The sequence below is a fragment of the Nocardia niwae NBRC 108934 = DSM 45340 genome (genome assembly GCF_001613465.1).
Lineage (GTDB): Bacteria > Actinomycetota > Actinomycetes > Mycobacteriales > Mycobacteriaceae > Nocardia > Nocardia niwae.
The window spans coordinates 14568-28214 of the sequence record NZ_BDCK01000024.1 but is presented as its reverse complement, the minus strand read 5'-3'; the positions used below and the strand labels follow the sequence as shown (position 1 = coordinate 28214).

At 68.1% G+C, this 13647-nt stretch carries 12 protein-coding genes; 10 read left to right on the top strand and 2 right to left on the bottom strand.

Annotated elements, in window-relative coordinates; translation table 11 throughout:
- Window positions 1–110 precede the first annotated feature (110 nt).
- Complete coding sequence (locus tag NNI01S_RS16410; RefSeq protein ID WP_063020988.1) at window positions 111–776, bottom strand: TetR/AcrR family transcriptional regulator; 666 nt, start codon at window positions 774–776, stop codon at window positions 111–113.
- A 36-nt stretch (window positions 777–812) separates the two neighbouring features.
- Here NNI01S_RS16410 and NNI01S_RS16405 point away from each other — a divergent pair, with 36 nt between their 5' ends.
- The 8 genes from NNI01S_RS16405 (at window position 813) to NNI01S_RS16370 (ending at window position 10662) form a co-directional block, all read left to right on the top strand.
- Complete coding sequence (locus NNI01S_RS16405; RefSeq protein WP_063020987.1) at window positions 813–2303, top strand: flavin-containing monooxygenase; 1491 nt, start codon at window positions 813–815, stop codon at window positions 2301–2303.
- Between the two features lie 171 nt (window positions 2304–2474).
- Entirely contained in the window at window positions 2475–2834 is a 360-nt protein-coding gene (yajC, locus tag NNI01S_RS16400; RefSeq protein ID WP_063020986.1) for a preprotein translocase subunit YajC, read from the top strand.
- A 120-nt stretch (window positions 2835–2954) separates the two neighbouring features.
- Window positions 2955–4634, top strand: a complete 1680-nt coding sequence (secD, locus tag NNI01S_RS16395) for a protein translocase subunit SecD (protein ID WP_063020985.1) — start codon at window positions 2955–2957, stop codon at window positions 4632–4634.
- A 7-nt stretch (window positions 4635–4641) separates the two neighbouring features.
- Window positions 4642–5877 (top strand): protein translocase subunit SecF, encoded by a 1236-nt coding sequence (gene secF / locus NNI01S_RS16390; protein WP_063020984.1) that lies wholly within the window; start codon window positions 4642–4644, stop codon window positions 5875–5877.
- 18 nt (window positions 5878–5895) lie between these two features.
- Window positions 5896–7617, top strand: coding sequence for an ABC transporter substrate-binding protein (locus NNI01S_RS16385; RefSeq protein WP_063020983.1), 1722 nt, complete (start codon window positions 5896–5898; stop codon window positions 7615–7617).
- Window positions 7618–7655: 38 nt separating this feature from the next.
- Window positions 7656–8228, top strand: a complete 573-nt coding sequence (locus NNI01S_RS16380; RefSeq protein WP_063020982.1) for an adenine phosphoribosyltransferase — start codon at window positions 7656–7658, stop codon at window positions 8226–8228.
- An 84-nt stretch (window positions 8229–8312) separates the two neighbouring features.
- Window positions 8313–8918: a DUF4291 domain-containing protein gene (locus NNI01S_RS16375; protein WP_063021182.1), complete on the top strand. Its 606-nt coding sequence runs from the start codon at window positions 8313–8315 to the stop codon at window positions 8916–8918.
- A 163-nt stretch (window positions 8919–9081) separates the two neighbouring features.
- Window positions 9082–10662, top strand: coding sequence for an ABC-F family ATP-binding cassette domain-containing protein (locus tag NNI01S_RS16370; RefSeq protein WP_063020981.1), 1581 nt, complete (start codon window positions 9082–9084; stop codon window positions 10660–10662).
- A gap of 138 nt (window positions 10663–10800) precedes the next feature.
- Here NNI01S_RS16370 and NNI01S_RS36005 read toward each other — a convergent pair whose 3' ends face one another.
- Window positions 10801–10947 carry a hypothetical protein gene (locus NNI01S_RS36005; protein ID WP_245676208.1) on the bottom strand — a complete coding sequence of 49 codons (147 nt, stop codon included), beginning with the start codon at window positions 10945–10947 and terminating at the stop codon, window positions 10801–10803.
- Between the two features lie 458 nt (window positions 10948–11405).
- Between NNI01S_RS36005 and NNI01S_RS16360 the strand changes: the two genes are divergently transcribed.
- Together NNI01S_RS16360 and NNI01S_RS16355 are read left to right on the top strand one after the other, a co-directional pair.
- Window positions 11406–12362: a hypothetical protein gene (locus NNI01S_RS16360; RefSeq protein WP_063020980.1), complete on the top strand. Its 957-nt coding sequence runs from the start codon at window positions 11406–11408 to the stop codon at window positions 12360–12362.
- Entirely contained in the window at window positions 12362–13615 is a 1254-nt protein-coding gene (locus NNI01S_RS16355; RefSeq protein WP_063020979.1) for an adenylosuccinate synthetase, read from the top strand. Before NNI01S_RS16360 ends, NNI01S_RS16355 begins: the two co-directional genes overlap by 1 nt.
- Window positions 13616–13647 lie beyond the last annotated feature (32 nt).

The window sequence follows — 13647 nt, the reverse complement described above, 5'->3', positions numbered from 1 at the left end:
TCGCGTTTCCCTGGCCTTTTGCGAACAAGGGCCGTCCCCCTGGCGAAAGCGTCGGATCAGTGCGCCTCACCCTAGCGCCGGTGGCGGCGTCAGGGGGGTTGCCGAGTTGCTCAGTCCTTACGGACGCCGTCTACGAGGAGGCGGCGGATCGCCTGGTTGAGTGCGGTGATGGCGGCCTCGTCCGGTTCGCGCAGCGAGTAGACGATGCCGCCGATCAGCATGCCGGTCACCGCCCGCGCGGTATTCGAGGTGTCCAGGTCGGCGCGCAGGTAGCCCTGTTCGACGCCGTGGTCGAGGTAGCCCGCGGTCAGCGCGTCGGCGGTGTCGAGCAGTCCGTACAGCCGCTGGGTGAGCTCGTCGTCGATGCCGGTGGCATGGAACAGCAGCAGCTGCGCCACCCGCCGGTCGGCCAGCAGGATCTCGGTGAGCGCCACGCCGATGCGATCGATCTGGGCGCGGTATTCGTCGAGGTCGGCGGCGGCGTCCGGGGCGTTCTCGGTGCCGAGGGCGGCGATGATGCGCGCGGCCAGGTCGTCGATGACGTGGTCGATGATGTCGCGCTTGTTGCTGAAGTAGCGGTAGAAGGTGCCGTGACCGATGCCCAGCTGTCCCGCGATGTCGGCGATGCCGGTGGCGTGATAGCCCTTCTCTGCGAAACAGGCGAACGCGGTGTCGATGATCTCCTGGCGCAGTTCGGCTTTCCGTCGCTCGGCACGCGTGGATGGCTTCGTCACCTTCCCGATGATACAGTCATCACAAACGGAATGATGTGTCATTCCGTGATATGCGGTTCAGCTAGCAGGAGGTTCGGTGTGGCGCCTCAATACGACGCGGTCGTAGTCGGTGCGGGGTTCGGGGGCATGGGAGCGGGCATTCAGCTCGATCGGCTCGGCCTGAGCAATTACGTCATCCTCGAACGCGAGGACGATCTCGGCGGTACGTGGCACGTGAACCACTATCCGGGTCTGGCGGTCGACATCGCCTCGGTCACCTACTCGTATTCCTTCGAACCGAATCCGCACTGGTCGCGGCTGTTCGCGCCGGGCGAGGAGCTGAAGAAGTACGCCGGGCACGTCGCGGACAAGTACGGCCTGCGCCGCCGCATGCGCTTCGGCACCGTCGTCGACGGCGCGCGCTGGGACGACGAGCGGCAGCACTGGGTGGTCTCGATCGCGGGCGGCGACACCGTCACCGGCCGGTACCTGCTGACCGCGACCGGATTCCTGTCCCAGCCCTACACGCCACCGTTCCCCGGTATCGATTCGTTCGCGGGCAAGATCATCCACACCACCGCGTGGGAGGACGACTTCGACCTCACCGGCCGCAGGGCCGCGATCATCGGCACCGGCGCCACTGCCGTTCAGCTGGTGCCCGAAGTCGCCAAGAAAGCACAGGCGCTCACGGTATTCCAGCGCACCCCGATCTGGGTGGTCCCGAAAATCGACACCGCGATTCCCACTCCGGTGCGCAAGCTGTTCGAACGGGTTCCCGCCACGCAGAAGGCCGCGCGGCTGGTCAACACCAGCCTGCTGGAGGCGCTGATGGTGGTCGGGGTGCTGCACTTCAAACAGGCCCGGCTGCTGAACAAGGGGGCCGGAGCGCTCGCCAAAGCGCATCTGCGGGCGTCCGTGCGCGACAAGGAAACACGCAGGCAGCTGACCCCGCACTACGACTTCGGGTGCAAGCGGCCGACCTTCTCCAACCACTACTTCACCACGTTCAACCAGCCGCACGTGCGTCTGGAGACGAACTCGATCGACCACGTCGAACCGGACGGCATCGTCACCGCGGACGGGCGCAAGACCGAGATCGACACGCTGATCCTGGCCACCGGCTTCAATCTGTGGGACGTGAACTTCCCGGCCATCGAGATCATCGGCCGCGATGGGGTGAACCTCGGAAAGTTCTGGCGGGACAACCGGTTCCAAGCCTACGAGGGGATCACGGTGCCGAAGTTCCCCAACTTCCTCAGCCTCAACAGCCCGTACTCCTACAGCGGTCTGTCCTACTTCACCACCATCGAAGCCCAGATGAAGCATATGGGCAGATTGTTCGGCGAGTTGCGTCGCCGGGGGGAGACCACCTTCGAGGTCACCGAGCGGGCCAACGCGGAGTTCCTGGACCGGGTGACCGACAAGCTGGGCTCCTCGGTCTTCTACGGCGGCGACTGCGCCACCGCGCGCAGCTACTACTTCAACCAGCACGGCGAGGCAGCCCTGCTCCGGCCGACCAGCACGCTGAACGCCCATCGCGAAGCGGTCGGCTTCCCGCTGGAGGACTACGTCTACGGCAAGACCGCCTGACAGTGCCGCCGCACCTCGCCCGCCGAAGCGTGTCGCGGCGGGCGAGCCGGTGTGCGATGGGGAAGTTGTAGCTGCCCAGCGGGCGTGCGGGTGTGGCACTCGGGCAGCGAACTGGCAGACTGTGTGGGTACTTGTCCATCCCACCCACGACACTAGGGACTGACTTCGACGATGGAACTGCTGTTTCCGCTGCTACTGGTAGCCCTGCTCGTGCCGATGTTCCTCGGTGTCCGCCGTCAGAAGCGGGAAGCCGAGAAGGTCGCCCACATGCAGGACAGCCTGAAGATCGGCGATCAGGTCGTCACCACGTCGGGTCTGTACGGCACCGTGGTCGAACTCGACGACACCACGGTCGACCTCGAGATCGCCGAGGACGTGGTCACCACGTGGCTGCGCCAGGCCATCCGTGAGGTGCGCACCGACGACCAGGTGAACACCGAGGAGACCGGCTCGGAGGCCACCGGCTCGGACACCACCGACGCCGTCGAGGAATCCGCCGAGCAGACCGAGACCCGCCTGACCAAGGACTGATCGTTCCGGTAGTGCCCCGGCTCGCCGGATGTCGCCGCGGCCGTCCGTCCGCGCACCCGGCGTAGCTGGTGCACGTCCGCATGTTCCATCCTCGACTTCCCGCCTAGGAGATGACGTACTGTGCCACCTTCCCAGGGATCGGCGCACCCGCTGCGGCTGCTCGGTGTCTATGCCGCGCTGCTGGCCGTGATCTATGCGCTGGTGTTCTTCACCGGTGACAAGTCCCCGACACCCAAGCTCGGTATCGACCTGCAGGGCGGCACCCGTGTCACGCTGTCGGCGCGCACGCCGGACGGCAGCAAGCCCAGCCAGGACAGCCTCAAGAAGGCTCAGGACATCATCGAGAACCGGGTCAACGGGCTCGGTGTCGGCGGATCCGAGGTCGTCATCGACGGCGACAACATCGTGATCACCGTGCCCGGCGACGACGGGCAGCAGGCGCGCGCGCTGGCGACCACCGCCAAGCTCTACATCCGTCCCGTGTTGCAGGCCGTGCCCGCCGCGGGACGCGGCGCGACCCCGCAGACCGCGCCGGCCACGCAGCCCGCCCCCGCGGCGCAGCCCACGACGCCGGAGACGACGCAGCCCGCCACGCCGGAAACGGAGCAGAGCGCGCCCGCTCCGCAGCAGCGCGTGTTCCCGGCCCAGCAGCCGACGCAGCCGCCCGCAGATCCCTCCCTGACGCCCACCGAAGAGGCCACCAAGGAGATCCAGGCGGCCAAGGCGGTGCGCCAGAGCACCGACGCGTCCGTGCAACAGGCCGCCCTGGCCGCCCTGGACTGCGGCAAGGCCGATCCGCTCGCGGGCAACGACGACCCGGCTCTTCCGCTGGTGACCTGCTCGACCGACGGTACCGAGGTCTTCCTGCTGGACAAGAGCCGCATCGATGGCCAGGAGATCAAGGACGCCACCTCGGGACTGAACCAGCAACAGGCCAGGCACGAGGTCTACCTGGACTTCAAGTCCGGCGGCAGTGACGCGTGGGCCGCGCTCACCGGCGAGTACGTCTACAAGCGGGTCGCCTTCGTGCTCGACTCCAAGGTGGTCAGCGCGCCGGTCGTGCAGCAGGGCCCGCAGCAGGGCGGCCGCACCCAGATCTCGGGCAACTTCACCGCCACGTCGGCGAAGGAATTGGCGAACACGCTGAAGTACGGCTCGCTGCCGCTGTCGTTCCAGACCTCCGAGGCCGAGACGGTCTCGGCGACGCTCGGCCTGTCCTCGCTGAAGGCGGGTCTGCTCGCCGGTGCGGTCGGCCTGGTCGTGGTGTTGCTGTACTGCCTCACCTACTACCGGATGCTCGGCTTCGTCACCGGTCTGTCGCTGGTGGCCTCCGGCTTCGCGGTCTACGGCATCATGGTGCTGCTCGGACGCTGGATCGGCTTCACACTGGACCTCGCCGGTATCGCGGGCCTGATCATCGGTATCGGTATGACCGCCGACTCGTTCGTGGTGTTCTTCGAACGCATCAAGGACGAGATGCGTGAGGGGCGCAGCTTCCGTTCCGCGGCTCCGCGGGGCTGGCAGCGCGCCCGCCGGACCATCCTGTCCGGCAACGCGGTCAGCTTCATCGCCGCGGCCGTGCTCTACATCCTGGCCGTCGGCCAGGTGAAGGGCTTCGCGTTCACCCTCGGTCTCACCACGATTCTCGACGTCGTCGTGGTGTTCCTGGTCACCTCACCGCTGGTGCTGCTCGCTTCGCGCACGGCGTTCTGGTCCAAGCCGTCGGTGAACGGCCTCGGCGCGATCCAGCAGATCGCCCGTGAGCGGAAGGCGGCCGAGGCCGCCCTCGGGAAGGCGTGAGGACGCGATGACCAACAGCCACACCACCCCCTCGCTCGACAAGACGAGCGCGGCCGAGATCACCGACGTGTTCCCGGCGGTCGGTGCGCCGCGGGCGCCCGAGCACGGCTTCTTCAACCGCCTCTACACCGGCACCGGCGCCATCGACGTCATCGGCAAGCGCCGGATGTGGTACCTGATCACCGCCGTGATCGTGCTCGTCTCACTGGGCAGCATCATCTTCCGCGGGTTCAATTTCGGCATCGACTTCGAGGGCGGTTCGCGCATCCAGTTCCCGGCGGGGGACGCGACCACCAGCGCGGTGGAGGACGTCTACCGCGGCGCCATCGGCACCGACCCGGTCTCGGTGCAGACGGTCGGCACCGGCGGGTCGGCCACCATGCTGATCCGTTCCGAGGCGCTGGACCAGAAGCAGGTGGAGGCGCTGAACAATGCGCTGTTCACGCAATTCCAGCCGAAGGACAAGACCGGCAACCCGAGCCGGGCCGCGATCAGCACGTCCGACGTCAGCGAGACCTGGGGCAGCCAGATCACCCGCAAGGCGCTCATCGCGCTCGCGGTGTTCCTCGTCCTCGTCGCGGTCTACATCGCGGTCCGCTTCGAGACGCACATGGCCATCGCGGCGCTGGCGGCGCTGGCCTTCGACGTCACCGTCACCGCAGGCGTGTACTCGCTCGTCGGTTTAGAGGTCACCCCGGCCACGGTGATCGGCATCCTGACCATTCTCGGCTTCTCCCTCTACGACTCCGTCGTCGTGTTCGACAAGGTCGAAGAGAACACGCACGGTATCCTGCACCTGACCCGCCGCACCTACGGCGAGCAGGCCAACCTCGCGGTGAACCAGACGCTGATGCGCTCCATCAACACCGCCCTGATCGGCATCCTGCCGATCGTCGGTTTGATGGTGATCGCGGTCTGGATGCTGGGCGTGGGCACGCTCAAGGACCTGGCGCTGGTGCAGCTGGTCGGTCTGCTGGTCGGCACGTACTCCTCGATCTTCTTCGCGACCCCGCTGCTGGTCTCGATCAAGGAACGCTGGGGGCCCGTGGCGGCGCACACCAAGAAGGTCCTGGCCAAGCGGGCCGGTGCGGCGAGCGCCCGAGCGGGCGCCGCGGCCGAGCGCCGGGCGGGCGTGGCGGCGGGCCGGGATTTCGACGAGACGCCGCGCAGGCAGCGTGCGGCCGGGCAGACGCCGCGGCCCGGCGCGCGCCCGAGCGGTAAACGGCACAAGAGGCGGAACTGACACCAGGCAAGGGGTTTCATGCGACAGCCACGCAGTGCGGTACGACTGATCGGAGCGCTTGCTGCGGGCACGCTGGCCGCCGGGCTGATGGTCGGCTGCTCCAGCAAGAATCAGGTGCCCTCCATCGGCTACGCGACAGATGCCACCATCGCCACCTATAACGGCGGCAGCACGCTGGGGGCGAGTTCCGGGTCCCCCGCGGTGTTCTCCCGGGTGCTGACCGGCTTCTTCTACACCGGTCCCGACGGCCAGCAGGTCGCCGACACCGACTTCGGCACCGCCAAGGAGGTGCCCGGCGAGTCGCAGACCATCCAATACCGCCTCAACCCCGACGGCGTGTACTCCGACGGTGTGCCGACCTCCTGCGACGACTTGGTGCTGGCCTGGGCCGCTCGCAGCGGGCGGTACACCAAGCCGGGGGACCGGGGTCCGGTTCCCCTCTTCGACGCCGCGAGCACCAGCGGCTACGACGCCATCGAGCGGGTCGACTGCCAGCCCGGCTCACGGGATGCCACGGTGGTCTTCCGGCCCGGGCGGCGTTATCTGCCGTGGCGCACCCTGTTCACTGCGGGTGAGCTGATGCCGGCGCACATCGCGGCCCGGGTGGCGAACGTGCCCAATGTCGTGTCGGCGTTGCAGACCGGCGACCCGAACGCCCTCGGCAGGATCGCGGAGTTCTGGAACACCGGCTGGACCATTCCGCCCGACGGCCGGCTGGACTTGTCGCGCTTCCCTTCGTCGGGGCCCTACCGCATCGAGTCCTTCGGCAGCGAGGACGGCTTGGTGCTGGTGGCCAACGAACGGTGGTGGGGCAACAAACCGGCGACCGGCCGGATCGTGGTATGGCCCAAAACCTTCGATCTGAAGAAGAAGGTCGGCGACAATGCCGTCGGTGTGCTCGACATCGGCGCGCAGTCGGTGAAAGACCTGAATCTGAACGGCTTCTCGGTGCAGACCCTGCCCGGCCGGGGCGTCGAGCAGCTGGTGCTCGCGACCGGGGGCGTGTTCGCCTCGGTCGAGGCGCGCCGGGCCTTCGCGTTGTGCCTGCCGCGCCAGACGCTGTTCGACAAGCTCGGCAAGGCGCCGGACGCGCCGAAGACCGGGCTCGGCTCCGGCCCGCTGAACGCCCATGTCGTGCAGCAGGATTCCCTGTTCTATCCGGCCGTGATCGGCGCGTCGAAGAACTACTCCGGTGGCGACGTGACGAACGCGACCAGGGCGGTCGCGGCCTCCGGTGCGCCGAACCCCACCGTGCGGATCGGCTACGTGGCTCCGGACGATCGGCGTGCGCAGACCGTCGCCCTCATCGCGGAGGCCTGCAAACCGGCGGGCATCACCGTGGTGGACGCCGGTGCACCCGACTTCACCCCCGCCCGGCTCACCGAGGGCAAGGTCGACGCCGTCCTCGGCAGCACCGCGGCGGCGCCCGGTCCGGCGGGTTCGCTGGCGGGAGTGGCCGCGACCAGCGCGTTGCGCACCGGTAGCGGGCTCAATTTCGGACGATTCGGCAACGGCCGTTACGATGCGATCACCGATCAGCTCGGGGCCGACGACAATTCGGCCGTACAGCTGAATCTGCTCACCGAGGCGGAGAACCTGCTGTGGGCGGAGCTACCGAGCATCCCCTTGTTCGCGACTCCGCGCACGATCGCCTTCGGCAAGGGGTTGCGCAATGGGATCGCCGCCCCCACCCAAGCCGGATCCGGCTGGAACATGGACCGGTGGGTGCTCGAGCGGTGATCGACGGTGTTGGGTGATGTGATCATGGAGAGGTGTCGATGAGCAAGCACGCGGCAATCGAATCCGAGGGCGTAGCCGCCGAACGGACCACCAAAGCCGCTGAGGTGGTCGACCGTTTGACCCGTTGGCACGACGACTTCCCCACACCCGGTGTCCGTTTCGCGGATCTCACCCCGGTGTTCGCCGACGCCGAGGGTTTCCGCGCGGTGGTCGACTGCCTGGCCGCCTGCGCCCCCGACGCCGACCTGGTAGCCGGCGTCGATGCCCGCGGCTTCCTGCTCGGAGCCGGTGTCGCCGCGTCGCTCGGTACCGGCGTGCTCGCCATTCGCAAGGCGGGCAAGCTGCCGCCGCCGGTGATCAGCCGGGAGTACAGCCTCGAATACGGCACCGCCGCGTTGGAGATTCCCGCGGACGGCATCGACCTGTCGGGCCGTCGCGTCCTGTTGCTGGACGACGTCCTCGCCACCGGCGGCACCCTCGCCGCTGCCGCCGAACTGTTCAAGCAGGCGGGCGCCGAGGTGGCCGCCGCCGCGGTGGTGCTGGAACTCGGGTTCCTCGGCGGACGCGCACGTCAGGGCGACTACCCCCTGACGTCGATCGTTCAGCTCTGAGTCCACAGGGACCCGCTCGGCGTGCGGGAGGAGCCCCGCCGAAACCTGTTGCGGGGGGACCGCGGCGGCTGCCAGGATCGCGGCATGCGACCTGATGAGCCGCCGCGGCGGATCCGAGCGGTCTATGACGAGCACACGATCGTCGTCTACCTGGCATACTCCGCGGAGATCGCCGAACCGGCCGTTGCCGCAGGAACTTTCGTCGCCCCGTTCCGGCGGGAGCGGATGACCTGGATCAAGCCCTCGTTCCTGTGGATGATCTATCGCTGCGGGTGGGCGAGCAAGCCCGGCCAGGAACGTGTCCTGGCGATCACGATCACCCGTTCCGGATTCGAGTGGGCACTGGCGCATGCCTGCCTCAGCCACTACGAGCGGACACTGTTCCCCGACCGCGAAGTCTGGGCCGAGCGGTTGCGGGCGAGTCCGGTACGCCTCCAGTGGGACCCGGAGCGTGATCTCGCGCTTCGGCCGCTGTCCTACCGCTCCCTGCAAGTGGGCTTGGGCGATATCGCGGTGGACCATTACCTCGACCGCTGGATCACCGGAATCCGCGATGTCACCGGGGACGTTCGGCAGCTGCGGACCATGGTGGCCGCGGGGAAGCTGGAGGCGGCGGCTCGGGCCATTCCCGAGGAGCGACCCTATCCGCTGCCCGCGACCGTGGCCGCCGCCATCGGAGCGTCGTCCTGACACGGATGTGTGATCCGAATCGCACTGGCGAATGTGCCGCGATTGTGTTTAACCTGTACAGGTCTTATCCCCGTTGATCGGAGTCTGCCGTTGCTCATTTGAGGTAGCCACTCGTGCGGCCCGCCATCGCGCGCCGTGTTCGTCGCAACCTCTGGGAGCTGGTATGACCAATCTGTCTTTTTCCGATCTCACTTTCGGCTGGCCGGACGGCACCCCCGTGTTCGAGGGGCTCGACGCCGTACTCGGTCCGGGGCACATCGGCCTCGTCGGCGGAAACGGGGCGGGCAAGTCCACGCTGCTGCGGTTGATCGCGGGGGAGTTGAAGCCCGCTCGCGGCTCCGTCACGGTCACCGGTCATCTCGGGTATCTGCGCCAGGATCTCGGTCTGAGCGCCGGGCAGCGGGTCGATGCGGTGCTCGGCATCGCGGAAGTCCGAAAAGCATTGCATCGCATCGAATCAGGCGAAGGCGGTGAAGCCGACTTCGACCTGGTCGGGCATCACTGGGACGTCGAGGAGCGCGCGGTGGCGTTGCTGGCCCGGCTCGGACTGCACTACGTCGCCGATTCGGTGCACCAGCTCGACCGCACGCTCGACACCCTCTCCGGTGGCGAGACGGTGCTGCTCGGGCTGGTCGCCGAGTTGCTCGCCGAGCCGGACGTGCTGCTGCTGGACGAACCGACGAACAACCTGGACCGGGTGGCGCGCGCACGGCTCTACGAGGTGATCGGCCAATTCTCCGGCACGGTGCTCACGGTCAGTCACGATCGGGAGCTGCTGGAGCGGATGGCGTCCATCGCCGAGCTGCGGCACGGCGAACTCCGGTTGTTCGGTGGGAATTTCAGCGAGTACGAGCGGATCATCGCCGACGAGCAGGACGCGGCGCGTGCCGCGATCCGGGACGCGCGCAGCGATGTCCGCAGGCAGGCACGCGAACTCGTCGAGGCGCGCGTCAAACTGGACCGCAGACAGCGGTACGGGCAGAAGATGTGGGACCAGAAGCGCGAGCCGAAAATCGTGATGGGCGAACGCAAACGGCAGGCGCAGGTGTCGGCGGGCAAGTTGCGCAACAACCACATCGAGAAGCTCGACACCGCCAAGGATCAGCTCGAGCAGGCCAAGGAGCTGTTACGCGACGACCGGGAGATCCGGGTGGAGCTGCCCGGCACCCGGTTGTATCCCGGCCAGGACGTCATCGAGTTGGACCAGGTCGAGCTGGCGTGCGGGCCGACGGTGACGTTGCGGGTGTCCGGTCCCGAGCGGATCGCGCTGACCGGCCGTAACGGCGTCGGCAAGACGACGTTGCTGCGGCGCATCGCGCAAGAGGGACCGAAGGTGCCGTGGCGGATGCTGCCGCAGCGGCTGGACGTGTTCGACGAGCGGCGATCGGTGTTCGAGAACGTCGCCTCGACGGCGCCGCACGCCTCCGCGGAGCGGATCCGGGCCCAGTTGGCTCGCTTCCTGTTCCGCGGCGCGGACGCCGACGTCGCCGCCGCGGCGCTGTCGGGCGGTGAACGGTTGCGTGCGGCGCTGGCGATGCTGCTGCTGGCGGATCCGGCGCCGCGGTTGCTGCTGCTGGACGAGCCGACCAACAACCTCGACCTGCCCAGTCTCGAACACCTGACCCAGGCGCTGGCCGGCTTCGAGGGCGCGCTGATCGTGGTGAGTCACGACTCGCGCTTCCTCGACGACATCGGGGTGACCCGGCGCCTCGAACTCACGGAGGAGGGCTTGGCGGAGACATAGGTGACTGTTGCTCCGCTGGTCCATCGCCGAGAGTGGCCTCGGCGACCGAGCGGTGTCCGTCCTGGACGATCTCGGCTGTCTCGTCCCAGTCGTGCCACGTCCGGCGGACGCCGGCCAGGTCGCGGCGCTGACCGGAATTCACGCGGCTCGGGCCGCTCGTAGCAGGACGGACGGGTGTGCGAGCAGGCGGGGTGCCAGTCGTACCGCGAGATAGGTGAGCGTCAGCCACGGACGCAGGTGTGGCTGCAACGTGCGGATGCGGCCCTGCTCGTCGAGCCCGATCACCAGCGCATCGGTCAGCCGGAACGGTCCGATCGTGGCGCCGGCCAGTAGGACGCGCCGTGCGCCGTCGCCGATCTCCTCCGTCCAGCCAGGCCGGCAAGGCTGCCGTAGGCCGCCGTGCGCAGTACGCGCAGGTCGTCTCGGCCGCGGAAGACCAGCCGCCCGGACAGCGGCGAGATCAATTCGGCAGGGAGTGTGACGAGCGCTCACCGCGGGAAATGTTCGGTGGCTTTCCGGCCCCGGCGGACGGCAAGGGCCGGGAACGATGCTGATCGGCGGACGGCTCGAAGCCGGGGACGCCACGGACTGATTCGAGTCTCTCCGGGTCGGAGGTGATGTCCTCGGGCTCGAGTGCGGGCAGCCCGTTCCGGGCCGGATCGCCCCGTCGTACGCCGATGGGGCGATCCTTGACCGGCCAAGTTTTAGTCATATAGACTAAAACACAGAGAGGGTGTGATCTTATGGGATACGGACACTGGGACGACTCCGCCTATCACGCGGCCAAAACTTTCCGCGCCGCTCGGGGTCTCGATGACTTCGGCTACACCGCCGAGATGCGGGCCGAGCCGCACGCGAACTGGCGGGTGCATCCGATGCTTGATCCGCTCGGGGTGGCGGTGCGCGAGTGCCGGGATTCGGCCGAGCACGGCCACTCGCTGCCCATCGCGGTGCTATTCGACGTGACCGGATCAATGGGCCGGGTCCCGCGCATCATGCAGGAGAAGCTGGGCACACTCCACGGTCTGCTCCGGCGCAAGGGCTATGCGGAGGATCCGCAGATCCTGTTCGGCGCGATCGGCGACGCGGACACCGACCGCGTGCCACTACAGATCGGCCAATTCGAATCCGACAATCGGATGGACGAGCAATTGCGTGCCGTCTTCCTGGAAGGCGGAGGCGGTGGGCAGAAGTCCGAGAGCTATGAACTGGCCGCCTATTTCCTGGCGACGCACACCGCGACCGACGCGTGGGAGAAGCGACGCAAGAAGGGCTACCTGTTCCTGATCGGTGACGAACTGAACAAGCCGCGGCTGGCCTCTCGGCACATCCGCGCGATCATCGGTGACAATGCGCGACAGGACATCTCGGTGGAATCGATCTACCGTGAGCTCGCCGAACGGTGGCACGTGCACTACATCCTGCCCAACCAGTCGAGCTACTTCCACGACCCGGAGATCGCCGAGCACTGGCGCGGGTTGCTCGGCCAGAACTTCCTGCGCCTGGACGACCCTGCCGCGGTGTGCGAACTCATCGCGCTGACCATCGGATTGGCGGAAGAACGCGTCGACCTGGCCGCCGGGCTGGCGGACTTGCGGGACGTCGGATCGGTGGCCGAGGCCGCGTCGGTCGGTAAGGCGCTCGGGACCGACAGTGCGCGGGCCTTGCCGCGTGCCGCGGCTGACCGGAAGGACACATGATGTTCGGGGCGCACATCATCGTCGTGGATCTCGGATTCGGGGACGCGGGTAAGGGCGCGACGGTCGACTGGCTGTGCGCCCCCGAGCAGGAACTCGATGTCGCCGCCGTGGTCCGGTTCAACGGGGGAGCGCAGGCTGCGCACAACGTGATCGCCGAGGGACGCCACCACACCTTCGCGCAGTTCGGGTCCGGGACTTTCGCGGGCGTGCCGACGCTGCTGTCGCGGCACATGCTGGTCGAGCCGATCGCGCTGGCTGCCGAGGCGCGCGCGCTGGCCGCACTGGGCGTGCGCGACCCGCTGTCGTCGATCCGGATCGACGGGCGGGCATTGCTCACCACGCCGATCCACGTCGCCGCCAACCGTGCTCGCGAGGATGCGCGGGGTTCCGCGCGGCACGGTTCGTGCGGCCGGGGGATCGGCGAGACCGCGGGATACGCGCTCGTTCACCCGGCTCCTACTGTGGCGGATTGCCTGCGTCCCCTGGTGCTGCGGCGCAAGCTGCGCGCGCTGGCGGAACACTACGGGCCGCTCATCGCGCCGAGTGGACACCGGTACGAACCGATAGACGACCTGGTGGAGATGTACCGGGAGTTCGCCGCGGCGGTAGCGATCGTCGGCGACGAGGAACTGGCTCGGTTCGCGCGGCGGGGCACGCTGGTGTTCGAAGGGGCGCAGGGCGTTCTGCTGGACGAGTGGCGCGGGTTCCATCCGCACACCACCTGGTCGACCGTCGAGCCGCGCAATGCGCGTGCGATGCTCGCCGAGATCGGCGAGTCGGGTTACGTACTCGGCGTCACCCGCACCTATCAGACCCGCCACGGCGCGGGCCCGCTTCCCACCGAGGACCCCTGCTTGGACTTTCCCGAGCCGCACAATGAGGCAGGTCGATATCAAGGCGATTTCCGCCTCGGCCACTTGGACACCGTGTTGCTGCGTTACGCCATCGAGGTCTCGGGCGGCATCGACGGCCTCGCGGTCAATCACCTCGACCTACCCGGAAGGCGATACGCCGCAACGAAATACATCGTGGACGGAGTCTCTCGCGACGCGGTGCCCGCAGGGCGCGGGCAGGACCTGGATCACCAGCGCGCGCTGACCCGGCTGCTGATGCGCGCCGAGCCCGTTCTCAGCGAAATGCCGGACGATCCCGTGCCGTGGCTGGCCCGGACACTCGGCGTGCCGGTCGTCCTGACCGCCCACGGCCCCGGCCGCCGCCATCGCGCACGCACGGCGTATGCCGCCGCGGCGTGATTGCCCGCCGCATCTTCCAGGGCACACCGCCG